A 23,450-nucleotide genomic window follows, 5' to 3' on the forward strand; every position below is an offset into this window, starting at 1 on the left:
GCTCCGGCCGATTTCTTCCAGGACGCCTCCCATGCGCGCGCTTACCCTCGTTGCCGACCGCCAGTTGACGGTGGCCGAACTGCCTCCGCCGCCGCCCCCGGCGGAGAACGAAGTGCAGATTCGCGTCCGCGCGGTCGCGCTCAATCACATCGACGTCTGGGGTTATCGCGGCATGGCCTTCGCCAAGCGCAAGATGCCGCTCGTGGTCGGCGCGGAAGCCTCCGGCGAGATCGTCGCGACCGGTGCGAACGCCACGCGTTTCAAGCCCGGCCAGAAAGTCGTGATGTATGGCGCGCTGACCTGCGGCACCTGCAAGGCCTGTCAGGAGGGCCGCGACAATCTCTGCGAAAACGTCGCGGGCATCATGGGCTTCCATGTCGATGGCTTCGCGCGCGAACTGATGAATCTCGACGAGCGCCTCGTCATTCCGGTGCCGGACAACGTCAGCCTGCGCGACGCGGCCTGCGCGCCCATCGCCTTCTCCACCGTGCAGCACATGCTGTTCGACAACGCCAAACTGCAACCGGGCGAGACCGTCCTCGTTCATGCGGGCGGATCGGGCATCGGCACGGTCGCGATCATGATGGCGAAAGCCATCGGCTGCACCGTCATCACCACGGTCGGCAGCGACGCCAAGATCGAGGGCGTGAAGGCGCTCGGTGCGGATTACGTCATCAACTATCGCAAGGACCGCTTCGAGGGCGAGACGCGCAAGATCACCAAGAAGAAAGGCGTCGATGTCGTGTTCGAGCATGTCGGCGCGGACACCTTCAACGGCTCGCTGCTCTGCCTCAAGCGCGGCGGCCGCCTCGTCACCTGCGGCTCGACTTCCGGTCCCACCACCACGATCAACCTGATGCAACTGTTCCAGCAGCAGTACCGCATCATCGGCTCGTTCGGCGCGAGCATGCGCAACATCGCCGAAAGCCTCGACAAGATGGCGGGCGGCATCAAGCCCGTGATCGACACCGAAGTCCCCGTCGAGAACGTCGAGAAAGCACTGGAGCGGATGGAAAGCCGCCAGGTGTTCGGCAAGATCATCGTTACGCTGTAAATGGCGCACCTCGTCCTCCGCTCGAAGATCATTCTCCGCAACAAATTCGTCGCGGCGAAAAATGCCGCCGTCGGCGCGGCGGCGGTGGGCCTGCTGCGCGCCACAAGGCATTTCGATGCCGTGAAGACCGGCGACGTTTTCGCGAAAATCACGCGCACCATCGGTCCGTGGTGGCCGGAGCATCGTGTCGCGCACGCCAATCTCGTCGCGGCGTTTCCGGAAAAGTCGCCGAAGGAGATCGACGCGATCCTCGCCGGCGTGTGGGACAATCTCGGCCGCATCGGCGCGGAATTCGCCCATCTCGATCACATCTGGAAATACGATGACGCCACGCCCGACAAGAACACTGTCGAGTTCGGCCCCGGCACGCAGGAACGCTTCGCCGAACTGAAGAACGACGGCAAGGGCGCGCTGATCTTCGCAAGCCACCTCGGCAACTGGGAGCTTCCGGCACTTGCCGCCGCGACCCACGGCCTCGATTCCGCCGTGCTGTTCCGCCGCCCCAACATCGCCGCCGCCGACCGCGCGATCCAGTCGATCCGCGCCGTCAACATGGGCGAGATGATCGCGAACACGCACGACGCGCCGGTTCGCATTGCCGGGATGCTCGAACGCGGCATTCACATCGGCATGCTGGTGGACCAGCATTTCGGACGCGGCGTCGATGTCATGTTCTTCGGACGGAAAGTGAAAGCCAATCCCCTGCTCGCCCGCCTCGTCCGCAGGGTCGATTGTCCGATCCACGGCGTGCGCGTGGTGCGGCTGCCGGACCGGCGCTTCCGCGTCGATCTCACCGAGCAAATCGAGCCCGCGCGCGACGCTTCAGGCGAAGTCGATATTCAGGGCACCATGCAGCGCGTGACCTCGGTGGTCGAGGGCTGGGTCCGCGAATATCCCGAACAATGGCTGTGGCTGCACCGCCGCTGGCGGTAACGATCACCGCCCGGTCTTCACCTTCGTCCATAGCCGGTTGATGGCGCGCTGCATCGCGGGCGCGCGCGCGGTGATGATGAACAGCCGCCTCAATGTCGCCTCGTCCGGGTACACGCCGCGATCGTTCAACACTTTCGGATCGACGAGTTTCTGCGCGGCGAGATTGCCGCTGGCATAGCCGAGAAAGCTCGAATTCTTCGCCGCGACCTCCGGGCGGTACAGGTAATCGATCAGCGCGTAGGCTTCGTCGACATTCTTCGCATCGGATGGAATGGCGAGATTGTCGAAGAACATCTGCGCGCCCTCCTTCGGGATCGCATAGGCGATCTCGACACCGTTGTTCGATTCCGCCGCCCGCTTCTGCGCCTGCTTGATGTCGCCGGACCAGCCGACCGCGAGGCAGATTTCACCGGTGGCGAGCGCGCTGAGATATTCGGACGAATGGAATTTGCGGACATAGGGACGGATTTTCGCGACCGCCTCCGCCGCCTTTTCCAGATCCTCGCGCCGCGTCGAATTCGGATCGAGGCCGAGCCAGTTCAGCGCCGCCGGGAGAATGTCGTCGGCGGAATCCAGCATGTGGATGCCGCAATCCTTGAACTTCGCGATCTTGTCGGGATTGAAGATCGTGTCCCAACTGTCGATCACCGCACCTGGACCGAGGATTTTACGCACCGCGCCCACATTGTAACCGATGCCTGTCGTACCCCACATGTAATTGGCGGCGTACAGATTGCCGGGGTCGTATTGCGCGAGATGGTTCGTCACCTCGGGCCAGGCATTGACGAGATTCGGCAACTTCGCCTTGTCGAGCTTCTGGAACACGCCGGCGACGATCTGGCGTTGCAGGAAATACGCCGTCGGCACCACGAGATCGTAGCCGGATTTCCCCGCGAGCAGCCGCGTCTCCAGCGTCTCGTTGGCGTCGAACGTGTCGTAGACCACCTTGATGCCGGTCTCTTTCGTGAAATCCTCCAGCACGCCGGGCGCCATGTAGCTCGACCAGTTGTAGAAATTCACCACGCGCTCGGCCGCCTGCGCGGACGACACGACCAGTACTGTCGCAAGCATCAGGAAGGATTTTGGAATCTTCATGCCCTAACCCCGCAGCACGCGTGACAGCCGCTCAAGTGCGGTGTCGATGGTCGCATCCGATTTGGCGAAGCAAAGCCGCACCACCGAGCGTACCGGATTGTCCTCATAGAACGGCGACACCGGAATCGACGCGACCTTGTGCTCCACCACAATGCGCTTGCAGAAATCCTCGTCGACCTCGTTGAGCTTGAGCGGCGCGAGATCGATGTTGAGGAAATACGTTCCCTGCGACTCCAGTACCGGGAAACCGATGGACTTCAGGCCATCCGTCAGACGGTCGCGGCTGCGTTGCAGATCGCGCCGCATCTCGTCGAAGAAGGCGTCCGGCTTGGACAAACCGTAAGCGACCGCCACCTGCAAGTTCGGCGCGGTGGTGAAGGCGAGAAACTGGTGCGCCTTGGCCAACACGCGCAGCAAATCCGGCGCGGCGCAGACAAACCCGACCTTCCAGCCGGTCAGCGCGAAGATCTTGCCCGCCGAGCCGATCTTCACCGTGCGCTCGCGCATGCCGGGGATCGCGATCAGCGGAATGTGCGCGCGGCCGTCGAACACGACGTGCTCCCAGACCTCGTCGCAGATCGCGGCCGCATCGAATTCCTGACAAAAGCGCGCCAGCAATTCGAGGTCCTCGCGCGGATACACCACGGCGGCGGGGTTGAGCGGGTTGTTGAAGATCACGAATTTCGTCTTCGGCGTGAAGGCGGCACGCAGCGCCTCCTCCGTCAATCGCCAGTGCGGCGGCTCCAGCCGCACGAAGCGCGGAATGCCGCCCGCGCGCCGGATCAGCGGCACATAGGCGTCGTAGAACGGCTGGAACACCACGACCTCGTCGCCCTCACCAATGAGGCCGAGGATCGCGCCCGCCAGCGCCTCGGTCGCGCCGGAGGTCACCATCACCTCGGTCATGGGGTCGAAGGCGACGCCGTGCCAATGCGCGTAGTGCGCGGAGATCGCGGCCCGCAGCTCCGGCAGGCCCATCATGGAGGGATACTGGTTGTAGCCATGCAATACTGCATCGGCGGCCTTGCGGCGGATGTCCTCCGGGCCCGCCGCTTCGGGAAAGCCCTGCCCGAGATTGATGGCGTCGTGATCGCGGGCGAGCTGCGACATCACCTCGAAAATCGTCACCGGCAAATCAGAGAAAATCGTGCTCATATCGCCCGCAAAAAGAGAACGATGGCCTCACGCGCAAGCGCGCCGCTAACCGCCAGTTTTGGTGGGGAGGCCCGCCGCTTTCCAGCCGATCATTCCGCCCATGAGGTGCATATTATAAGGCTTGCCGGCCGCCTGCGCGGCCAGAGAAGCCGCCACCGAGCGTTTCCCGGACCGGCAGGCGAACACAATGGTCTTGCCTGCGGGATCGGGCAGCGCGGAGGGATCGAAGCACGACAGCGGCATCGTCGCGCCCTCGGGATAGGCTTCCGCCGCGGTCTCGTTCGGCTCGCGCACGTCGATCAGCAGATAGCGCCCCTCGATAAGGCCCCTGGCCACCTCTTCGGGGGGCAAGTCGTGCACTGTGCTGGTATTGGGCAAGGAGGCCTCCGCTGCGAAACAAGCCCGCGCAAACTCCTCTTTTGCAGCCTCAAAATCAAGACCGTCCAGCCGGAGTTTACCCCGGCTCAGATGGCGACCTGCGTTCCGATCTCGACCACGCGACCGGTCGGGATCTGGAAATGGTCGGTGGCGTCGTTGGCCGAACGGCTCATCGCGATGAACAGCCGGTCCTGCCACAGCGGCATGCTGGATTGCGCGGCCGGTTTCAGCAGGCGCCGCGACAGGAAGAACGAGGTCGCCATGATGTCGAACTGCCAGCCGAGCTTGCGCGCGATCCCAAGCGCCTTCGGAATATTCGGCGATTCCATGAACCCGAAACGCAACGTGACGCGGGCGAAGGTTTCTCCCACCTTGTCTATCCGCACGCGCTCGTCGGGGTGAACACGCGGCATACGCGCCACCTCGACCGTCAGAATGACGTTCTTCTCGTGCAGCACCTTGTAGTGCTTGAGGCTATGCATCAGCGCGGTTGGTGCCAGCGCCGCATTGCTGGTCAGAAACACCGCCGTGCCGGGAACGCGCTGCGGCGGCTTTTTCTCCAGCATCCCCACGAGGTCTTCCAGCGGGATTTCCTGCTTGTGGGATTTCTCGAACAGGATCTTGCTGCCCCTGCGCCACGTATACATCAGCAGCATCACGACGCCACCGATCGCCAGCGGCACCCAGCCGCCCTCGAACACCTTGAGCATGTTCGCGGCGAGGAAGGTGAGGTCGAACAGCAGGAAAGGCGCCATCAAAAGAGCGGCCGCGAACGGGCTCCATTTCCACACCCGCCAGATCACGATGAAGCCCATCATGCCGGTCACGACCATGGTGCCCGTCACCGCGATGCCGTAGGCGGACGCCAGGGCGCTCGACGAGCGGAACAGCATCACCAGCAGCAGCACGGCGATGAACAACAGGCGATTGAGGCGCGGGATATAAATCTGCCCGGCATGGCTCGCCGAGGTATGGCGAATCTCGAACCGCGGCAGCAGCCCGAGTTGCACCGCCTGCTGGGTCAGCGAATACGCGCCGGTAATCACGGCCTGGCTCGCGATCACCGTCGCCACCGTCGCCAGCACCACCATCGGCACCAGCGCCCAGTCCGGAAACATCAGGAAGAACGGATTCTGCACGGCGGCCGGATTGCTCATCACCATCGCCGCCTGCCCGAGATAGTTCAGCGCCAGCGACGGCAGCACGATCGCAAGCCATGTGATCCGGATCGGCGATTTGCCGAAATGGCCGAGATCCGCGTAAAGCGCTTCCGCGCCCGTCACGGCGAGAAACACCGCGCCGAGCGTGACAAGGCCGATGACGCCATGCTCCAGCAGGAATTCGAGCGCGAGCAGCGGATTGAGCGCCAGAAACACCTGCGGCGCTTTCGCAATCGGCGGGATCGCGGCAATGCCGATCACCGCGAACCACAGGCACATCAGGGGGCCGAAAAATGCGGCGACCCGCGCGGTGCCGCGCGACTGCACCGCGAATAGTGCTGCGAGAATGATGACGGTGAGCGGCACGATATAGGGGTCGAGTGCTTCGGTCGCGAGCTTCATGCCTTCGATGGCGGAAAGGACCGACAGCGCGGGCGTGATGACGGCATCGCCATAGAACAGCGCGCCGCTGATAATGCCGAGCAGGATCAGCCCCCCGCCCGCCGTGCCGAGCGCGCGTTGCGCCAACGCCATCAGCGCGAGCGTGCCGCCCTCCCCGTTGTTGTCGGCGCGCAGCAGGATAACGACGTATTTCAGCGTCACCACCACGATCAGCGTCCAGAGGATCAGCGACAGAACGCCCAGCACGATACCGGGCTGGATGGAGCCGGTCCCGGCGGCGGCATTGATCGCCTCGCGGAAGGCGTACAGCGGCGAGGTGCCGATGTCGCCGTAGACGACGCCGATGGAACCCAGCATCAGCGCCTTGTATGACGCCGTGGAGTGCGCCTGCCCATAGCCTTCCACCGCCGGCGTTTCCGCGGCGGAGACCGATATGTCACTTGTCATGAAAGGGGTGCCTCAACGCCGAGCAGCAGCGAAAACGGCCAGCGCTATACGCCTCGGCCATGGGGATAGCAAGTCGTCCCGATGGCAAAAAAAGCGGCAAACGCAATAATATTATATCGTGACTTCGGCCCTAGATCGTGACTTGCGTTCCGACCTCGACCACGCGGCCGGTCGGAATCTGGAAATAGTCGGTCGCGTCGTTGGCCGACTTGCTCATCGCGATGAACAGGTGATCCTGCCACAGCGGCATGCTGGATTGCGCGGCTGGTTTCAGCGAGCGGCGCGACACGAAGAACGATGTCGCCATGATGTCGAACTGCCAGCCGAGCTTGCGGGCGATCGCCAGCGCCTTCGGCACGTTCGGCGTTTCCATGAAACCGAAATTCAGCCGCACGATGGAGAATTTTTCGCTGATGCCCTCGTACTCGACGCGGTCGATCGGATCGACGCGCGGGGTCGTGGCGGTGCGGATGGTGAGGATGACGTTGTGTTCGTGCAGCACCTTGTTGTGCTTCAGATTATGCAGAAGCGCCGTCGGCACGAACTCCGGATCGCTGGTGAGGAATACGGCCGTTCCTTTCACGATATACGGCGGGCGCTTCTCGAGACTCTTGATGAGATCGCGTAACGGCACTTCGGTGCGGCGGGTCTTGTTCAACAGGATTGCGGTGCCGCGCCGCCAGGTCCAGATCATCGCGACAAGGCAGAGGCCGAACAAAAGCGGCACCCACGCGCCTTCAAACAGCTTCAACAGATTGGCGATGAAAAAGCTGGTGTCCACGAACACGAGCGGAGCGATCAGCGCCGCCGCCATTGCCGCGCGCCAGTTCCACAGCTTCCACACCACGATGAAGCCCATGATGCCGTCCGCGACCATGGTGGTGGACACGGCGATGCCGTAGGCCGAGGCCAACCCGCTCGACGTGCGGAACAGGCCGACCAGCAACAGCACGCCGATCAGCAGCAGCGTGTTGACGCGCGGCAGATAGATCTGCCCGGCATGCGTCTCCGACGTATAGCGAACCTCGAAGCGCGGCAGCAGGCCGAGCTGGATCGCCTGCCGGGTCAGCGAGAACGCGCCGGTGATGACGGCCTGGCTGGCGATCACGGTCGCCGCGGTCGCCAGGATAATCACGGGCACCAGCAAGAACGGCGGCACCATGCGGTAGAAGGTGTTGTCGATGGTCTCGGGATGCGCGAGCAGCATCGCGCCCTGCCCGAAATAATTGATCAGCAGCGCGGGCAGCACGAAGAACAGCCATGCCGACTGAATCGACTTGCGCCCGAAATGGCCGAGGTCGGCATACAGCGCTTCGCCGCCCGTGACGCAGAGGAACACGGCGCCAAGCGTCACGAGGCTGATCTCGCCATGCGTGAGCATGAACGACACCGCGTAATAAGGATTGATCGCGGCGAGCACCGTCAGATCGTCGGCGATGTGGTACGCGCCGAGCAGCGCCAGCGAGGCAAACCACACCATCATCACCGGGCCGAACGCCGCCGCGATCCGCTGCGTGCCGCTGCTCTGCACCGCAAACAGGACCACGAGGATCAGCACCGTCAGCGGCACCACGTAATGCTCGAATTCGGGCGCGGCGAGTTTCAGACCTTCGACAGCCGACAGCACCGAGATCGCCGGCGTGATCATCGAATCGCCGAGGAACATCGCGGCTCCGACCACGCCCAGCGCGAGCAGCACCCAGGTCTGGCGGCCGAGCGCGCGCTGCCCGAGCGCCATCAGCGACAGTGTGCCGCCCTCGCCGTTGTTGTCGGCGCGCAGCAGCAGCAGCACGTACTTCGCCGTCACCACGATGAACAGCGCCCAGAGAACCAGCGACAGCACGCCCAGCACGATCGGCCGGGTAATCATCCCTGCGCCGGCCGCATTATGCGCGGCTTCGCGAAACGCATAGAGCGGCGAGGTGCCGATGTCGCCGAACACCACCCCGATGCTGCCGAGGGTCAAGCGCCAGGAGCCGTCAGGGGGAGCGGCCTCGTGAGGGAGGTCGGTGGGCGGTTCGATAGAAGTCATGAAGTGAGAAAAACGCCTTGATGATCATTCGCCGCGGGCGGCCTGGATGGGCGATCAGCGGCGACCGTATAACACCGCTCTGCCTCCCTGCCCAAGGCATGAAGCAGGGAACTCACACCAAGGTAATATGGTAGCTAATTAAACTTTAGTTGCATCAGCCGTCAGGGCTTCAAATCCGGCGGCAGAGGCGGATCTTCCCGCATCAGGGTGATGGTTACGCGGCGGTTGGCGGCCAGCGAGGGATCGTCCGGAAACAGCGGCTCACTGTCCGCCTTGCCGGAGACCGAGAAGATATGGGTGCCTGGCAGCCCCGCCCGCTCCAGAATCTGGCGCACCGCATTGGCGCGGTCGGCGGAGAGATCGAAGGCATCATAGCCGGGGCGCGGCGAGGTGAAATCCGACGAGGTGTGGCCGACGATCGCCACCCGCAGCGGCGACTGCCGCAGCGGCGCCGCCAGCTTGCGGATCAGCATGCGCGTGCGTTCATACGGCTCGCGCGAGCCTTCCGCGAACATCGAGCGGCCATCCTGATCGACGATTTCGAGGTTGAGGCCCTGCTTGGTCTCCTCGAACATGATGTGCTTGGACAGCTCCGTCATCTCCGGCATGTCCTGCAAGGCCTGCCGCAACGAGGCCGACGCCAGCGCGAACTCGCGGTCGGTCTTGATGCGGACGCCGTAAAGCTTGGCCTGTTCCTTCTCATCCGGCGACGGCGTATTGGACGCCTCCTCCGGCGGAATGTGATCGATATTCTTCAGCTTGGGCCGCGTCGGCAGGCCGTCGGTTTCGATCACCCCCGAATAGCGCGCGTTGGCCACGCCGAAAGCCTCGCGCATCGAGCCCGCGACGATCTTCAGCTTGGTCTGGTCCTGATTGGAAAACGCGACCAGCATGACGAAGAAGCTCATCATCAGGCCCATCAGGTCGGCGAAGGTCACGAACCAGCCGTGTCCTCCCCCATGGGCCTCGCCGCGTTTTTTCTTGGCCATGGTGCTGCCCCTGCCCCGTGCGGGCGCCGCTTACGCGGGCACCGGCTCGCCGGCTTCGTGCCGATGCTTTTCCGGCAGGTAAGCGAGCAGCATTTCGCGCACCAGAGTCGGGCTCTTGGCGTCGCGGATCATCAGGATGCCGTCGATGATGATGGTGCGGTTGGTTTCCTCATCCAGCAGCTTGCCGTGCAACTTGTCGGCGATCGGCAAGCAGAACAGGTTAGCGATCACCGCGCCGTACAGCGTCGCGAGCAACGCGGTCGCCATGTAGGGCCCGAGTTTGGAAGGATCGGTCATGTTGGCGAACATCTGCACCATGCCGATCAGCGTGCCGACCATGCCGAACGCGGGCGCGCAATCGCCCACTGCGCGATAGATCTTGCTGCCCTCGTCGAGATGCATCAGGAAATTGTCGCGATCCCGCTCGAGGTTGTCGCGAATGAAATCCATGTCGTAACCGTCGGCCACGTAGCGAATGCCCTTGGCCAGGAACGCGTCCGGCGTCTCCACCTTCTCGAGGCCGACCGGACCCTGCTTGCGTGCGATCTCGGCAACGCCGGCGAGTTCATCGACCAGACCGCGCGCGGTGGTGCGGCTCATGGTGAAAGCGTATTTCGCGCCGAGCGGCAGACCGTGCAGAATGGAGACCAGCGGAAAGCGGATCAGCGTCGCGGAAATCGAACCACCGAAAATGATGATCATGGCATGTTCGCTGATGAACATGTGCAGATCGCCGCCAGTCAATATCAGCGCGACAATGACAATGCTGCCGGCGACGAGGCCGATGCTGGTGGTAATATCCATGAAGTACTCCGACGCGCACAACGGCCATTCTGAGCCGCGTTTGCAAACCGTAGCGTCGGCGCGATTAAATTCGCGTAAAACTTACGAAACATCGGGAGCAAAAGACCTCACGCTCCGCGCGAGAGGCCGCCATACGCGGCGGCTCGCGCCATCGTGGTTAATAATTTGAAAAGATCGCCGGTGTAATCTTTGAAGGATCAACCGCCGAGAACTGAAATGACTGCGATCAGCAATTCCATTTCCTCGCAGGCCACCCTGGCTCAGGCCCAGGCCAAGCTTGCCGCGGACCAGGCCGCCAAGGCCGATGAAGCCACGATCAAGGCCGATCAGAAGGCCGTCGACGAAGCCCAGCAGGCTTCCCAACAGACCGCCACCTCGTCGCAAGGCGGCGGCGCAGCCCCGGCGGGCGGTGTGAATATCACCGCCTGACAGTCATCTGGCGAAATCAGTTCAGCCGCGTCGGCCGGTCGGAGGTTTCCGAATCCGATGGCGGCGCGAACGCCGGCTCCGGCCCAGTGGCGGAAGCAACGCCCTGCCCCGCGCCCTGCTGCGCGCGGAAGGCCCGTTCCTGCTTGCGGAAAGCAGCCCAGCTGATCGGCAGCGCGGCGAGGTAGATCAGCGATCCGACACTCAGCACGTACCACGGGTAGCTGATGAGCACGGCGATAAACAACACCGCGAAGATCACCAGCGGCACGGCCCCTTCCGGCGACACCCGCGCGCCGAGCTTCTTGCCGGAATAGACCGGCAGCCGCGACACCATCAGGAACGCCATGGTCAGCGTGAAGATCAGGATGATCGTCGTCGGCAGTTGCGGCAGCCCGATCAGCACCAGATACATCGGCAAAAGGACACAGAGCGCGCCAAGGGGCGCCGGCACGCCGGTGAAATAATTCGCCGCGAACGGCAGATCGCTCGGCTGGTCGATCTGCGTGTTGAAGCGTGCGAGCCGCAGGCAGCTACTGATCGCGAAGATGATCGCGGCGATCCAGCCGACATTGTTGAAGTCGTGCAACTGCCAGAAATACAAGATCAGCGCCGGGGTGACGCCGAAATTCACGAAATCGGCGAGACTGTCGAGTTCGGCTCCGAAGCGCGACTGCCCCTTGATCATCCGCGCCACGCGGCCGTCGATGCCGTCGAGAATGGCCGCGAACACGATCGCGCCGAGCGCCAGCTCGTTGCGTCCCTCGATCGACATGCGAATGGCGGACAGGCCCGCGCACAGCGCCAGAAGCGTGATGACGTTTGGCACCAGCACCCGCACCGGAATGGAGCCGAACCGGCGGCGTTGCATATCGGGCTGGTCGGAATGGGGAAACATGCTCATGGCCCTTTATATGGGGAATACCCCACCCCGCCAACATAACTTGAAGCCATGCGTGAGGCTGCGGCTCTCCCGCAATCGCATGGCGACAAGGTTAATCCGTCCGGTAAACGCGGCCGCCATCGCCGATCTGGAAATCGGCCAGCACGGTCTCTCCCGCCACCGCCGTCTGCCCCACCGCCACCAGCGGCTTGGCTCCATCGGGGAGGAAAACATCGAGGCGCGAGCCGAACCGGATCAGGCCGAAGCGTTGTCCCGCCGCGAGGCTCTCGCCTTCGCGCACGAAGGAGACGATGCGGCGCGCGACAAGCCCCGCGATCTGGATGACGCCGATGCGCCCCGCAGGCGTCGCGATCACCAGCGAATTGCGCTCGTTGTCCTCGCTCGCCTTGTCGAGTTCGGCGTTGATGAACTTGCCGGGGCGGTAGGCGATGCGCTCGATCCGGCCCGCCACGGGGCTGCGGTTCACATGGCAATTGAACACGCTCATGAAGATGGAAATCCGCATCAGCGGCTTGTCGCCGAGGCCAAGCTCGGCAGGCGGCACCACCGGCTGCACCATCGACACCCGGCCGTCGGCGGGCGCCACGACAAGCCCTTCCCGCACCGGCGTGGTGCGGACGGGATCGCGGAAGAACAGCGCGCACCAGACCGTCAGCACGACGCCGATCCAGCCGAGCGGCGTCCACAGCCAGAACAGGATCAGGCTCGCCAGCGCGAAGCCGCCGATGAAAGGATATCCCTCCTGATGGATCGGCGGGATCTGCGCACGAATGGAATTGGCGATCGACATGGGACTCCGAAAGATATCTGCTTTACAGCGATGGAAATGAGTGGTCCGGCAACTGCCGTTTTCCCGTTTCGGCGAGAGAACGGGAATCTTTGCCTATTCTAGGGCGCACGCCGCAAAAAGTCTCGGAAAAGCGCCTGCCGTCAGAGCCCGATATCTCTTACTCCGCGGCATCGCGCGCAGGCGAAACATCCCCGGCCTGTCCGTCCTTCCCGGCCAGTTCGTCGTCGCCGAACTGGGCGAGCTTCTCGCGTGCCTCGTCGGCCTCGCGCTGCCTGTTCCACATGCTGGCGTAGAGGCCGTTCATCGCCAGAAGCTGCATATGCGTGCCGCGCTCCGCGATACGCCCGCGTTCCAGCACGATGATCTCGTCGGCACTGACGATGGTGGACAGGCGGTGCGCGATCACCAGCGAGGTACGATTGCGCGAGACCTTTTCCAGTTCGTCCTGGATTTCCCGCTCGGTATGGCTGTCGAGCGCGGATGTCGCCTCGTCCAGCACGAGGATCGGCGGCCCCTTGAGAATGGTGCGAGCGATGGCGACGCGCTGCTTCTCGCCACCCGAGAGTTTCAGCCCGCGTTCGCCGACTTCGGTCTCGTAACCCTGCGGCGACATGCGGATGAAACCGTCGATCTGCGCCATCTGCGCCGCAGCCTCGACATCGGCATCGCTCGCATCCCAGCGGCCATAGCGGATGTTGTAGCGGATGGTGTCGTTGAACAGCACGGTGTCCTGCGGCACCATGCCGATGGCCGCGCGCAGCGATGTCTGCTGCACATCGCGAATATCCTGACCGTCGATGGTGATGCGTCCGCTGCTCAGATCGTAGAGGCGAAACAGCAGCCGCGAGATCGTCGACTTGCCAGCGCCCGAAGGCCCGACGATGGCGACGGTCTTCCCCGCCGGCACCTCGAACGAAATGCCCTTGAGAATCTCGCGGTCGGGATCGTAATGGAAATGCACGTCCTCGAAACGCACCGTGCCGGATGTGACCTGTAGCGGCTTCGCGCCGGGCCTGTCCTTCACTTCCGGGTTGCGGCTGAGAACGCCGAACATCATCTCGATGTCGATGATCGCCTGCTTGATCTCGCGATAGACGAACCCCATGAAATTCAGCGGCTGGTAAAGCTGGATCATCATGGCGTTGATCATGACGAAATCGCCGACGCTCTGGGTACCGTTGCGGATGCCGATGGCGCACATCACCATCGTCGCGGTAATGCCGAACGAGAAAATCACCGCCTGCCCGGTGTTGAGCCACGCGAGCGACGTATAAGTGTTGACGCTGGCGCGCTCGTAACGCTCCATCGAAACGTCGTAGCGTTTCGCCTCGCGCGTCTCCGCGCCGAAATACTTCACCGTCTCGTAGTTGAGCAGCGAATCGATGGCCTTGGTGTTGGCCTCGGTGTCGGACTCGTTCATGCGGCGGCGAATATCGATCCGCCACTCGGTCGCAACATAGGTGAACCACATATAGGCCAACACGGTGCCCACCGTGACCAGCACGTAGCGCCAGTCGAACTGATACAGCAGCACGACCATCATCATCGTCAACTCGACGACGGTCGGCGCCAGTTGCTGCACGGCAAGCCGCACGATGGTCTCGATGCCGGTGCGGCCGCGCTCCAGAACGCGCGTCAGGCCGCCGGTCTTGCGCTGGAGATGAAAGCGCAGCGACAGTTCGTGCATGTGCACGAAGGTGAGATACGCGAGCTTGCGCACCGCATGCATCGCCACCCTGGCGAAGATGCCGTCGCGCCATTGCGTGAACACCGCCATCAGAATGCGGGTGGCGCCGTAACTCACTGTCAGGATGATCGGCGAGGCGAGCAGCCACATCATCCAGTCCGACGGCGCGACCGGCGCGCTCCCCTGCCCGTTCAGCGCATCGATCGCCCATTTGAAGGTGAACGGCACGATCATGGTGAGCGCCTTGGCGATCACCAGCAGCACCATCGACCAGACCACCCGCATTTTCAGGTCGGCCCGCTCTCCCGGCCAGATATACGGCCAGAGCTGCACCAGCGTCGCGGTCAGCGAGGCATTCCCCACCGCGCGGGCGGGACGATTTTGATCGGGCGTATCAGAGACGGTCATTCACAATCCTGCGGCCTCGGGACAAAACGCCCCGCGCCGGGCTTCGATTCGGCAACATAGACCTGTCATATAGGATGGCACAGCCGGTTCCGCATCCGGCCAAGGCGATTTTCTGCCTTCCGGACAGTTGCAGGATAGCCTTTCGTGAAGCCCCGGCTCGTCTTGACGGCGTCATGAGGCAATGCCACATCGAGTCGATGACCAAGACCAATACTATCAAGACTGTCTGCGTTTATTGCGGTTCCGGCCCAGGTACAGACCCCCAGTTCATGCAAGCCGCGAGCGCCCTCGGCAAAGCCTTTGCCGAGGAAGGCATCGGCCTTGTCTATGGCGGCGGCTCCATCGGCCTGATGGGCGCGGTCGCCAATGGCGTTCTCGACCATGGCGGCAAGGTCACCGGCATCATCCCGGATTTTCTCACCGCGCGCGAGAATGCGCTGGACCGCGCGCAGGAACTGATCGTCACCAAGAACATGCATGAGCGCAAGCAGCTCATGTTCGAGTACTCGGATGCCTTCGTCGCCCTGCCCGGCGGCATCGGCACGCTGGAGGAACTGGTCGAGCAGATGACATGGGCGCAGCTCGGCCGCCACGCCAAGCCGGTGCTGCTGGCCAACATCGGCAACTTCTGGGAGCCGCTGCTGTCGCTGCTTGCGCACATGCGCCAGACGGAATTCATCCGTCAGGGACTGGCGGTGAATTTCCTTACCGCCAACCGTGTCGAGGACATCGTGCCGAAGCTGCGGGCGGCGGCACCGGACGGCCCGGCTGTCCTCCAACCGGCGGAAGCCGTTACGGCGCAGATGTGAATTCGCAATCCCCGCCGCGCGACTCCTTGCACTGCTGGTTCCGGCTCGCCGGGATCGCGGGCATTATCGGCGCGCTGTTCTGGATCGCGGGTGACGCGATGATCATCGGCGCGAAAGCGCAACTCTCCGACTATCCGCTGCTGCTGCAAACCTACGCAGGCCGTATCGGCTTCGGCGCGCTGGACATGATGCTGCCCTCCTCCGAGGCGCGGCTTGCCGCCGGTGCGCTGGTCGCGAATGTCGGCATCGTGTTTTATCTCGCAGGGAGCTGGCACCTGTTTCGCGCGCTGCGGCCGGCGGGGCCGAAACTGGCGTGGGCCACTTTTATTCTGCTGATGTGCGGCAACGCATGGTCGCCGCTCGGCCATGCCGCCTTCTATTACGTCGGCATGGTCTACAAGACCGTGCTTGAGGTGCCGGAAGCCGCGCATGGCGCGCTGCTCGCGCTCGGCGAGCATTTCCATCGCGTGCTGATGATTGCGTGGCTCCTGCCGGTCGTCACGCTTGGGCTGGCGTTGCTCCTGCTCGCGATTGCCATCGCGCGCGGCGGTACACTCTATCCGCGCTGGATCGCCCTGCTGTTCAACCCCGTGACATTCCTCGCCATCGGCATCGGTGTGCCGCATTTGCTGCCGCAGCCGCTCCACACATGGTTTGAGGGCGCGGGATTCAACATCGGCTGGCTGTTCGTCTACGGCCTTTCGACCGCGCTATTGTGGCGCGGCCCCGCTACGAGTGCAGCCGAGCGTCAGGCGGGCGCGCCGGACTTCACCAGCTTGTAGGTGAGCGAATCCATCAGCGCCTGGAACGAGGCGTCGATGACGTTGGACGACACGCCGATGGTGGTCCAGCGCGCGCCGTTCTCGTCCTCGCTCTCGATCAGCACGCGCGTCACCGCCTCGGTGCCGCCGTTGAGGATACGCACGCGGTAGTCGGTGAGCTTCAGGCCGTCGATGTATTTCTGGTACTTGCCGAGATCCTTGCGCAGCGCGACGTCGAGTGCGTTGACGGGACCGTTGCCTTCCGCCGCCGAGATCAGCACCTCGCCCGCGACCTCGACCTTCACCACCGCCAGAGCGACGGTCTGTGGACCCTTCCCGTTGGTGCGCTGCTCGACATTGACGTCGAACTGCACGACGCGGAAATAATCCGGCACATGGCCGAGCGTGCGACGCGCCAGCAATTCGAACGACGCATCGGCGGACTCGTAGGCATAGCCGCCCGCTTCCCGCTCCTTCATCTCCTCGACAAGGCGCGTGACCTTCGGATCGTTCTTGTCAAACGCGATGCCCGCGCGTTCCAGCGCCGCGAGCACGTTCGAGCGCCCGGCCTGATCGGACACCAGCACCTGACGGCGGTTGCCGACGGCTTCCGGCGCGATGTGCTCGTAGGTGTGCGGGTCCTTCATCAGCGCCGAGGCATGGATGCCGGTCTTGGTGACGAATGCGTTTTCGCCCACATACGGCGCGTGCCTGTCAGGTACGCGGTTCAGGATGTCGTCGAGCGCGCGCGACACATGCGTCAGCGTCGCGAGCTTCGCATCCGACACGCCGATCTCGAACTGATCCGCGAACGGCTGTTTCAGTTTCAGCGTCGGGATCAGCGAACACAGATTGGCGTTGCCGCATCGCTCGCCGAGACCGTTCAGCGTGCCCTGAATTTGCCGCACGCCCGCGCGCACCGCCGCCAGCGAGTTCGCCACCGCCTGCCCGGTGTCGTCATGCGCATGGATGCCGAGATGCGTGCCGGGGATGTGCTTTGTCACCTCACCGATGATCTTGGTGATTTCCTCTGGCATGGTGCCGCCATTGGTGTCGCACAGCACCACCCAGCGCGCACCGGACTCATACGCAGCCTTCGCGCAGGCCAGCGCGAATTCCGGATCTTCCTTGTACCCGTCGAAGAAATGCTCGCAATCGAGCATCGCTTCGCCGCCTTTTTTCGCCGCCGCGCCGATGCTGTCGCGGATCGCCGCGATGTTCTCTTCCTTCGTCGTCTCCAGCGCGACGCGCACCTGATAGGCGGAGGATTTCGCGACGAGGCAGAAGGCATCGGCCTTGGCTTCCAGCACGCCGACGAAACCGGGATCGTTCGACGCCGAACGGCCAGCACGGCGCACCATGCCGAACGCGGTGAACTTCGCGCGGGCGAATTTCGGGTGCGTGCTGAAGAACTCGCTGTCAGCCGGGTTCGCACCCGGATAGCCGCCCTCGACATAATCCAGACCGAGATCGTCGAGCATCTGCGCAATCACACGCTTGTCGTGCAGCGTGAAGTCCACGCCGCTGGTCTGCGCGCCGTCGCGCAGCGTCGTGTCGAAAAGATAAAGTCGTTCGCGGCTCATGATGCCAACCCTGGATTATCATTGGACGGCGTATCGCCGAGTGCCTTGGTCATGGTGGTGTTGGCGAGCCATTCGTCGCCGATGGAAATCGAATTGCGCCGCTGGCCGAGATAGCCGCGACCCGCGAAAAACTCCTGCGCGGAATCGCTGGCATCGACACTGATGCGCGCGGCACCTCGCGCCGCCGCGAGTTTCTCGATCGCATCGCACAGCGTGCTTGCCACACCCTGCCGCACCGCGCCCGGATGCACGAACAGCATGTCGAGATGGTCGGCGCCCCTCAGCGAGGCAAAGCCGACCGGCGATCCCTGCACCGTCGCGACCAGTGTCAGTTGCGCGCCGAGTTTCTTGCCGAACGCCGCCTCATCCTCGGCGCGCGAGGCCCATGCCTCGCGCTGCGCCTCGGAATAGCTATCCTCGGTCAACTCCTCGATGCTGGCGATGAAGATCGCGGCGAGAATCGAGGTGTCGGCCGGCAGGAACGGCCGCAATCCCACTTTCCGAAGCGCCTGTGCCATCACCAATATCCGAAATACTTGAGTGCGAGCGCGGCCGCGCCTGCGATCACGCACCATTTCAATACGATGTAATATTTCCAGCGACGCGGAAAAGGCGTTTCCGGCGGTTTCATCGCGCGATCTCCCAGGTGGTGCCTTCCTTGGAATCCTTGATAGCGACGCCCATGGCCGCGAGTTCGTCACGGATGCGGTCGGATTCCTTCCAGTCCTTGCGCGCGCGGGCGGCGGTGCGGTCCGCGATGAGCGCGGTGACCTGCGCGGCATCGACTCCGCTCGCTTGCTGCTTGCGCGCATCCCAGTCTGCCTGCGTCTGCGCGAGGAATCCCAGCAGCCGCAGCGAGGCCACGAACTCGGCGCGCGGCGCTTCGCCGCCCTTCTCCGCCTGATGGCGCAAGCCATGCAGCGCCGCGACGGTCTGCGCGGTGTTGAGATCGTCCGCGAGCGTATCGAGCACGGCTCCCGCAGGTTTACTTCCAGCGACATCGCCCGCCGTCGCGTACCAGTCGTCCAGAACCTTCGCGCTCTCCTCCAGCCCCTTCACCGTCCAGTCGATCGGCGAACGATAATGGGTCTTGAGCATGTTGAGACGCACGACCTCGCCCGGCCAATCCTTCAGCAGATCGTTGATCGTGACGAAGTTGCCGAGCGACTTCGACATCTTCTCGCCTTCGACTTGCAGGAAGCCGTTGTGCAGCCAGTAATTCGCCATCGCATGGGTGCCGTGGGCGCAGCGCGATTGCGCGATCTCGTTCTCGTGGTGCGGGAAGATCAGGTCGAGGCCGCCGCCGTGAATGTCGAACACGTCGCCGAGATAGGCGGCACTCATCGCCGAGCATTCGATGTGCCAGCCGGGGCGTCCCCAGCCCCACGGGCTGTCCCAGCCTGGCTCGTCTGCTGAGGATTGCTTCCACAGCACGAAGTCGGCCGGGTTCTTCTTGTGCGCGTCCACCGCGATGCGCGCGCCGGCCTGCTGGTCTTCAAGTTTGCGGCCTGAGAGCTTGCCGTAATCCGGCATCGACGCGGTGTCGAACAGCACCTCGCCATTCGCCGGGTAGGCGTGGCCGCGATCGATCAGCGTCTTGATGAGCGACACCATATCGGCCTTGCCATCAGTGCGCGGCAGCACGAAATCGGTCGCGCGCGGCTCGACGGTCGGCGGCAAACAGCCGAGCGCATCGACATCGGCGTGAAACTGTGTCGCGGTCTTTTCCGTGACCTTGCGGATCGCCTCGTTCAGCGGCAGGCCGGGATAGTCGCGCAGCGCGCGGTCGTTGATCTTGTCATCGACGTCGGTGATGTTGCGCACGTAGGTGACGTGGTTCTCGCCATAGATGTGCCGCAGCAGGCGGAACAGCACGTCGAACACGATGACCGGGCGCGCGTTGCCGATATGGGCGAAGTCATAGACCGTCGGCCCGCACACATACATCCGCACGTTGCGCGGATCGAGCGGCACGAAGGCACGCTTTTCCTTCGACAGCGTATCGTAGAGTTTCAAGTCCATAGACAAACCGTCCGGTTGGGCCGGGGGCGTCCACTACTCTCGATGTGAGAAAAGACGGCTCCAGCCAGCGAATCGCTAGCTAATAATCTCGCGGCAAATGCCGAAAAACGAGGAAGAACCGTTCATGGCCGGCACAATGGCCAGCGGAGGTCGCCCCGTCAAGAGGCAGCCCGGAGCCTTGGTCAATGGCGGCGCAATTCCGCCAAAACGGCCGAGTTAATGATTTTTAACATTTTGGCCTTATCCGTGTCGGTCTCGTGATTCCCGGCTGGTGCTTCCATGCGATTGAGTTCCGCGGCTGCGTTATGCGCCGTTCTCCTGACGACCTCCCCTGTTTTTGCCGACAGCCGGGTTTTCATCGTGGCCAACCAGCCGGACGGCTATGGCATCGACGAATGCCTTGCCAATGGCGCGAGTTGCGGCGCTTCCGCGGCGCGGATGTATTGCGAATCCCATCAATTCGCGCGGGCGAGTTCCTATCACCGCGTCGATACCGACGACATCACCGGCGCCATCCCGGCCTCCACCCGCCCAGCTTCGCGCGCCGACACTTACGTCGCCATCACCTGCCAGCGGTAAATCGCGGCCTCGCCGGCCTGCGTTATTCACCGGAACGCCCGGCGCTGCCTTGAGAGCGCCCAGAAATCGGCGTGACCTTGCCCCCTGAAACGGCTATGCAAACCCGCATTGGCCGCCCCTGCGGCTGCTTTCCCGGATAAGTACTTGGCGATGCTCCCCCGATCCCTGCCGATGCTGGCTGTCCTCGCTGTCGCGGGACTGTCGGCCCCCGCTTTTGCGCAGAATTTCGCCCCGGGCGGCGGCCAGGGCAGCCCGATGTGCCAGCGCCTCGAAGGCCAGTTGGCCGCCATCGACCGCAGCCAGGGCGGGGGCGATGCCGGCAAGGCTGACCAGATCCGGCGCTACGAAGATGCGGCGAACCGCCAGCAGGCTGAACTGGAGCGCGTTCAGGCCCGCGCCCGCGATCAGGGCTGCGACAGCTCCGGGTTCTTCTCGCTGTTCAACGGCCGCTCGGCGCAATGCGGACCGATCAACAATCAGATCCAGCAGATGCGCCAGAACCTCGACCAGATCACCTCCAATCTGGAGCGGCTGCGCGCGGGTTCTGCCAACGGCGCCGACGACCCGCAGCGCCGTTCGGTGATCCTCGCGCTGGCGCAGAACAATTGCGGCCCGCAATACGCCAACATGGCGCGCTCCGGAAACTTCCTGAGCAATTTGTTCGGCGGCGGCCCCTCCGACAACAATGGCGCGGTCGATCCGAACGCGCCGCAATCGGGCACCTACCGGACCGTCTGCGTCAAAAGCTGCGACGGCTCTTACTTCCCGATTTCATTCGCGACCGTGCCGAGCCGCTTCGCGGACGACGAGCGCACCTGCAAGAGCCTGTGCCCGAATGCGCAGGTCACGCTCTACACCTATCACAATCCGGGCGAGGACATCGCGCAGGCCGTCTCGATCAACGGCCAGCCCTACTCGCAATCGCCGAACGCCTTCCACTTCCGCACCCAATACGACAAGACATGCAGTTGCCGCGCGCCGGGCCAGAGCTGGGCCGATGCGCTGAAAAATGTCGATACGTCGAGCGGAGCGGAGCAAGGCGACATCACCGTGACCGAGGACCGCGCCAGGCGGATGTCGCAGCCGCCGCGCACCGCGCCGGTCAGGCAAACCGGAGCGCCGCAGACGGCGGCACCCGCCGCACCGGAGGCGAACACCGATCCGGGCAAGATCCGCTCGGTCGGACCGACCTTCATTCCGAACAATCGCTGAGGCGAGCGTCGCTCAGCCGTCGAAAACCTCGGTCGAGTCCCGGCGCGAGCGGGTCACCAGCGCGTGGTCGGGCTCGGGATCGCGGTCGCCATTGTCGCGAAAGCGGTTGGTGATCGGGTAGCGGCGGTCGCGGCCGAAGTTCTTGCGCGTCACTTTCACACCCGGCGCGGCCTGCCTGCGCTTGTATTCCGCGAGGTTGAGCAGCCGGTCGATGCGCAGCACGGTGTCGCGCTCGAAGCCCTCCCCCACGATCTCGGCGACCGACATGTCGCGTTCGACGAGCCGCTCCAGAATGCCGTCGAGAATGTCGTAAGGCGGCAGCGAGTCCTGATCGGTCTGGTTCTCGCGCAACTCCGCCGTCGGCGGGCGCGCGATGATGCTGACCGGAATGACCTTGCCGGACGGGCCGAGCGCGCCTTCCGGCTTCCACGAATTGCGCAGCGAGGACAGGCGAAACACTTCGGTCTTGTAGATATCCTTGATCGGGTTGAAGCCGCCGTTCATGTCGCCGTACAGCGTCGCGTAGCCGACCGACATTTCGGATTTGTTGCCGGTCGTCACCAGCATGTCGCCGAACTTGTTGGAGATCGCCATCAGCAGCACGCCGCGGGTGCGCGCCTGCAAATTCTCCTCGGTCACGTCGCGCGGTTTGCCCTTGAAAACATCCTTCAGGATGCCCTCGAAGCCATTCACGGCGGCGGCGATCGGCAGCACGTCATAACGGATGCCGAGACCGCGCGCGATCCGCGCCGCATCGTCGATCGACTCCTGCGCGGTGAAGCGGAACGGCAGCATCACGCCGCGTACGCGCTCGACGCCGATGGCATCGACCGCGATGGCAAGGCACAGCGCTGAATCGATGCCGCCGGAAACGCCGAGCAGCACGCCGGGAAAACCGTTCTTGCCGACATAGTCGCGCAATCCCAGAACGCAGGCGGCGTAGTCGGCGCGGTCGCCCTCGATCGGCGGCGCGGCCGGCCCCTTGCAGACCCATCCCTTCTCGCCCTTCGCCCACGTCAGCGTCGTGATGGCTTCCTCGAAACAGGGCAGCTGCGCCGCGAGCGAACGGTCGGCATTGAGCGCGAACGACGCGCCGTCGAACACCAGTTCGTCCTGACCGCCGACCTGATTGAGATAGACGAACGGCAGGCCGCTTTCGGTGATGCGCGCCACCGCCATCGACAGGCGGATGTCGTTCTTGCCGCGCGCGTAAGGCGAGCCGTTCGGCACGATCAGGATTTCGGCGCCGGTCTCGGCGAGGCATTCGACGACGTTCTCGTACTCCGCCGACTCCTCCATCCACGTGTCTTCGCAGATCGGCACGCCGACGCGCACGCCGCGAATGGTGAGCGGCCCCGCCGCAGGCCCCCGCGCGAAGATGCGCTTCTCGTCGAACACGCCGTAGTTCGGCAGGTTGGCCTTGAAGCGCAGACCGGCGATGCGCCCGCCATCCAAAAGCGCAACCGCGTTGTAGAGCTTGCCCTCCTCGACCCACGGCGTGCCGATCAGCACCGCCGGACCGCCATCGGAAGTCTCGCGCGCGAGCGTCTCGATCTCGGCGCGGCATCGCGCCTGAAACGAGGGCTTGAGGACGATGTCTTCCGGCGGATAGCCGCACAGGAAAAGCTCGGACAGCACCACGAGGGCGGCGCCATCCGCCGCCGCCTTCGCACGCGCGTCCCGCGCCCTGGCGGCGTTTCCGGCGATGTCTCCCACCGTCGGATTGAGCTGCGCCAGCGTTACTACGAATTTTGCGGATTCAGTCATGGGCCTGTTGTAGCCCGCACCGCGCGGCTTCCGCAATTGCGGGCTTTGCGGCG

The 23,450-nt window shown here is 63.8% G+C and carries 21 protein-coding genes; 7 read left to right on the top strand and 14 right to left on the bottom strand.

Annotated elements, in window-relative coordinates; all coding sequences use genetic code 11:
* Positions 1-31: 31 nt before the first annotated feature.
* Together AFIC_RS09920 and AFIC_RS09925 are read left to right on the top strand one after the other, a co-directional pair.
* On the top strand, positions 32-1,054 hold the full coding sequence (locus AFIC_RS09920; RefSeq protein ID WP_275246070.1) for a zinc-binding dehydrogenase: 1,023 nt from the start codon (positions 32-34) through the stop codon (positions 1,052-1,054).
* Positions 1,055-1,987 (top strand): lipid A biosynthesis lauroyl acyltransferase, encoded by a 933-nt coding sequence (locus tag AFIC_RS09925; RefSeq protein ID WP_275246071.1) that lies wholly within the window; start codon positions 1,055-1,057, stop codon positions 1,985-1,987.
* Positions 1,988-1,990: 3 nt separating this feature from the next.
* Here the strand turns inward: AFIC_RS09925 and AFIC_RS09930 are convergent, their stop codons facing one another.
* The 7 genes from AFIC_RS09930 to AFIC_RS09960 all read right to left on the bottom strand — a co-directional run bounded on the left by AFIC_RS09930 (position 1,991) and on the right by AFIC_RS09960 (position 10,449).
* Positions 1,991-3,082 (bottom strand): polyamine ABC transporter substrate-binding protein, encoded by a 1,092-nt coding sequence (locus AFIC_RS09930; RefSeq protein WP_420833322.1) that lies wholly within the window; start codon positions 3,080-3,082, stop codon positions 1,991-1,993.
* A gap of 3 nt (positions 3,083-3,085) precedes the next feature.
* Positions 3,086-4,237, bottom strand: a complete 1,152-nt coding sequence (locus AFIC_RS09935) for an aminotransferase (RefSeq protein ID WP_275246072.1) — start codon at positions 4,235-4,237, stop codon at positions 3,086-3,088.
* Positions 4,238-4,282: 45 nt separating this feature from the next.
* The gene (locus tag AFIC_RS09940; protein ID WP_275246073.1) at positions 4,283-4,615 is read right to left on the bottom strand and encodes a rhodanese-like domain-containing protein; all 333 of its coding nucleotides are present in this window, start codon (positions 4,613-4,615) and stop codon (positions 4,283-4,285) included.
* Positions 4,616-4,701: 86 nt separating this feature from the next.
* Positions 4,702-6,624, bottom strand: coding sequence for a potassium transporter Kup (locus AFIC_RS09945; RefSeq protein ID WP_275246074.1), 1,923 nt, complete (start codon positions 6,622-6,624; stop codon positions 4,702-4,704).
* A 130-nt stretch (positions 6,625-6,754) separates the two neighbouring features.
* Complete coding sequence (locus tag AFIC_RS09950; RefSeq protein ID WP_275246075.1) at positions 6,755-8,656, bottom strand: potassium transporter Kup; 1,902 nt, start codon at positions 8,654-8,656, stop codon at positions 6,755-6,757.
* 161 nt (positions 8,657-8,817) lie between these two features.
* Positions 8,818-9,645: an OmpA/MotB family protein gene (locus AFIC_RS09955; RefSeq protein ID WP_275246076.1), complete on the bottom strand. Its 828-nt coding sequence runs from the start codon at positions 9,643-9,645 to the stop codon at positions 8,818-8,820.
* Positions 9,646-9,675: 30 nt separating this feature from the next.
* Positions 9,676-10,449 (bottom strand): motility protein A, encoded by a 774-nt coding sequence (locus AFIC_RS09960; RefSeq protein ID WP_275246077.1) that lies wholly within the window; start codon positions 10,447-10,449, stop codon positions 9,676-9,678.
* A gap of 216 nt (positions 10,450-10,665) precedes the next feature.
* On the opposite strand from AFIC_RS09960, the gene AFIC_RS09965 reads away from it, so the two are divergent.
* The gene (locus AFIC_RS09965) at positions 10,666-10,878 is read left to right on the top strand and encodes a hypothetical protein (protein WP_275246078.1); all 213 of its coding nucleotides are present in this window, start codon (positions 10,666-10,668) and stop codon (positions 10,876-10,878) included.
* A gap of 16 nt (positions 10,879-10,894) precedes the next feature.
* Here AFIC_RS09965 and AFIC_RS09970 read toward each other — a convergent pair whose 3' ends face one another.
* The 3 genes from AFIC_RS09970 to AFIC_RS09980 all read right to left on the bottom strand — a co-directional run bounded on the left by AFIC_RS09970 (position 10,895) and on the right by AFIC_RS09980 (position 14,664).
* Positions 10,895-11,779, bottom strand: coding sequence for a CDP-alcohol phosphatidyltransferase family protein (locus tag AFIC_RS09970; RefSeq protein ID WP_275246079.1), 885 nt, complete (start codon positions 11,777-11,779; stop codon positions 10,895-10,897).
* Positions 11,780-11,870: 91 nt separating this feature from the next.
* A complete protein-coding gene (locus AFIC_RS09975; RefSeq protein ID WP_420833323.1) occupies positions 11,871-12,569 on the bottom strand; it encodes a phosphatidylserine decarboxylase in 699 nt (232 codons plus the stop codon).
* 157 nt (positions 12,570-12,726) lie between these two features.
* On the bottom strand, positions 12,727-14,664 hold the full coding sequence (locus AFIC_RS09980; RefSeq protein WP_275246080.1) for an ABCB family ABC transporter ATP-binding protein/permease: 1,938 nt from the start codon (positions 14,662-14,664) through the stop codon (positions 12,727-12,729).
* A gap of 197 nt (positions 14,665-14,861) precedes the next feature.
* On the opposite strand from AFIC_RS09980, the gene AFIC_RS09985 reads away from it, so the two are divergent.
* Together AFIC_RS09985 and AFIC_RS09990 are read left to right on the top strand one after the other, a co-directional pair.
* Positions 14,862-15,473 carry an LOG family protein gene (locus tag AFIC_RS09985; protein WP_275246081.1) on the top strand — a complete coding sequence of 204 codons (612 nt, stop codon included), beginning with the start codon at positions 14,862-14,864 and terminating at the stop codon, positions 15,471-15,473.
* Positions 15,470-16,255, top strand: a complete 786-nt coding sequence (locus AFIC_RS09990) for a DUF6796 family protein (protein WP_275246082.1) — start codon at positions 15,470-15,472, stop codon at positions 16,253-16,255. The genes AFIC_RS09985 and AFIC_RS09990 overlap by 4 nt, the downstream gene beginning before the upstream one ends.
* Here the strand turns inward: AFIC_RS09990 and cimA are convergent.
* From cimA to cysS, 3 genes are all read right to left on the bottom strand, one after another.
* Positions 16,222-17,817, bottom strand: coding sequence for a citramalate synthase (cimA, locus tag AFIC_RS09995; RefSeq protein WP_275246083.1), 1,596 nt, complete (start codon positions 17,815-17,817; stop codon positions 16,222-16,224). The genes AFIC_RS09990 and cimA overlap by 34 nt on opposite strands.
* A complete protein-coding gene (locus AFIC_RS10000) occupies positions 17,814-18,335 on the bottom strand; it encodes a GNAT family N-acetyltransferase (RefSeq protein WP_275246084.1) in 522 nt (173 codons plus the stop codon). Before AFIC_RS10000 ends, cimA begins: the two co-directional genes overlap by 4 nt.
* A 109-nt stretch (positions 18,336-18,444) precedes the next feature.
* Positions 18,445-19,839, bottom strand: a complete 1,395-nt coding sequence (gene cysS / locus AFIC_RS10005) for a cysteine--tRNA ligase (RefSeq protein ID WP_275246085.1) — start codon at positions 19,837-19,839, stop codon at positions 18,445-18,447.
* 279 nt (positions 19,840-20,118) lie between these two features.
* On the opposite strand from cysS, the gene AFIC_RS10010 reads away from it, so the two are divergent.
* Together AFIC_RS10010 and AFIC_RS10015 are read left to right on the top strand one after the other, a co-directional pair.
* Positions 20,119-20,418 carry a hypothetical protein gene (locus tag AFIC_RS10010; protein ID WP_275246086.1) on the top strand — a complete coding sequence of 100 codons (300 nt, stop codon included), beginning with the start codon at positions 20,119-20,121 and terminating at the stop codon, positions 20,416-20,418.
* Between the two features lie 150 nt (positions 20,419-20,568).
* A complete protein-coding gene (locus AFIC_RS10015; RefSeq protein WP_275248695.1) occupies positions 20,569-21,630 on the top strand; it encodes a DUF2865 domain-containing protein in 1,062 nt (353 codons plus the stop codon).
* A 12-nt stretch (positions 21,631-21,642) separates the two neighbouring features.
* On the opposite strand, the gene AFIC_RS10020 is transcribed toward AFIC_RS10015, so the two are convergent.
* On the bottom strand, positions 21,643-23,397 hold the full coding sequence (locus AFIC_RS10020) for an NAD+ synthase (RefSeq protein WP_275246087.1): 1,755 nt from the start codon (positions 23,395-23,397) through the stop codon (positions 21,643-21,645).
* Positions 23,398-23,450: the final 53 nt, after the last annotated feature.

This window comes from [Pseudomonas] carboxydohydrogena, assembly GCF_029030725.1.
In the GTDB taxonomy this organism is placed as follows: Bacteria; Pseudomonadota; Alphaproteobacteria; order Rhizobiales; family Xanthobacteraceae; genus Afipia; species Afipia carboxydohydrogena.

What these genes read in the sequence shown, in the direction of transcription:
- AFIC_RS09920 (WP_275246070.1), top strand. Translation starts at nt 32, where the DNA reads ATGCGCGCGCTTACCCTCGTTGCCGACCGCCAGTTGACGGTGGCCGAA.
- AFIC_RS09925 (WP_275246071.1), top strand. Translation starts at nt 1,055, where the DNA reads ATGGCGCACCTCGTCCTCCGCTCGAAGATCATTCTCCGCAACAAATTC.
- AFIC_RS09930 (WP_420833322.1), bottom strand. Translation starts at nt 3,082, where the DNA reads ATGAAGATTCCAAAATCCTTCCTGATGCTTGCGACAGTACTGGTCGTG.
- AFIC_RS09935 (WP_275246072.1), bottom strand. Translation starts at nt 4,237, where the DNA reads ATGAGCACGATTTTCTCTGATTTGCCGGTGACGATTTTCGAGGTGATG.
- AFIC_RS09945 (WP_275246074.1), bottom strand. Translation starts at nt 6,624, where the DNA reads ATGACAAGTGACATATCGGTCTCCGCCGCGGAAACGCCGGCGGTGGAA.
- AFIC_RS09950 (WP_275246075.1), bottom strand. Translation starts at nt 8,656, where the DNA reads ATGACTTCTATCGAACCGCCCACCGACCTCCCTCACGAGGCCGCTCCC.
- AFIC_RS09955 (WP_275246076.1), bottom strand. Translation starts at nt 9,645, where the DNA reads ATGGCCAAGAAAAAACGCGGCGAGGCCCATGGGGGAGGACACGGCTGG.
- AFIC_RS09960 (WP_275246077.1), bottom strand. Translation starts at nt 10,449, where the DNA reads ATGGATATTACCACCAGCATCGGCCTCGTCGCCGGCAGCATTGTCATT.
- AFIC_RS09965 (WP_275246078.1), top strand. Translation starts at nt 10,666, where the DNA reads ATGACTGCGATCAGCAATTCCATTTCCTCGCAGGCCACCCTGGCTCAG.
- AFIC_RS09970 (WP_275246079.1), bottom strand. Translation starts at nt 11,779, where the DNA reads ATGAGCATGTTTCCCCATTCCGACCAGCCCGATATGCAACGCCGCCGG.
- AFIC_RS09975 (WP_420833323.1), bottom strand. Translation starts at nt 12,569, where the DNA reads ATGTCGATCGCCAATTCCATTCGTGCGCAGATCCCGCCGATCCATCAG.
- AFIC_RS09980 (WP_275246080.1), bottom strand. Translation starts at nt 14,664, where the DNA reads ATGACCGTCTCTGATACGCCCGATCAAAATCGTCCCGCCCGCGCGGTG.
- AFIC_RS09985 (WP_275246081.1), top strand. Translation starts at nt 14,862, where the DNA reads ATGACCAAGACCAATACTATCAAGACTGTCTGCGTTTATTGCGGTTCC.
- cimA (WP_275246083.1), bottom strand. Translation starts at nt 17,817, where the DNA reads ATGAGCCGCGAACGACTTTATCTTTTCGACACGACGCTGCGCGACGGC.
- AFIC_RS10000 (WP_275246084.1), bottom strand. Translation starts at nt 18,335, where the DNA reads ATGGCACAGGCGCTTCGGAAAGTGGGATTGCGGCCGTTCCTGCCGGCC.
- cysS (WP_275246085.1), bottom strand. Translation starts at nt 19,839, where the DNA reads ATGGACTTGAAACTCTACGATACGCTGTCGAAGGAAAAGCGTGCCTTC.
- AFIC_RS10010 (WP_275246086.1), top strand. Translation starts at nt 20,119, where the DNA reads ATGCGATTGAGTTCCGCGGCTGCGTTATGCGCCGTTCTCCTGACGACC.
- AFIC_RS10015 (WP_275248695.1), top strand. Translation starts at nt 20,569, where the DNA reads ATGCTCCCCCGATCCCTGCCGATGCTGGCTGTCCTCGCTGTCGCGGGA.
- AFIC_RS10020 (WP_275246087.1), bottom strand. Translation starts at nt 23,397, where the DNA reads ATGACTGAATCCGCAAAATTCGTAGTAACGCTGGCGCAGCTCAATCCG.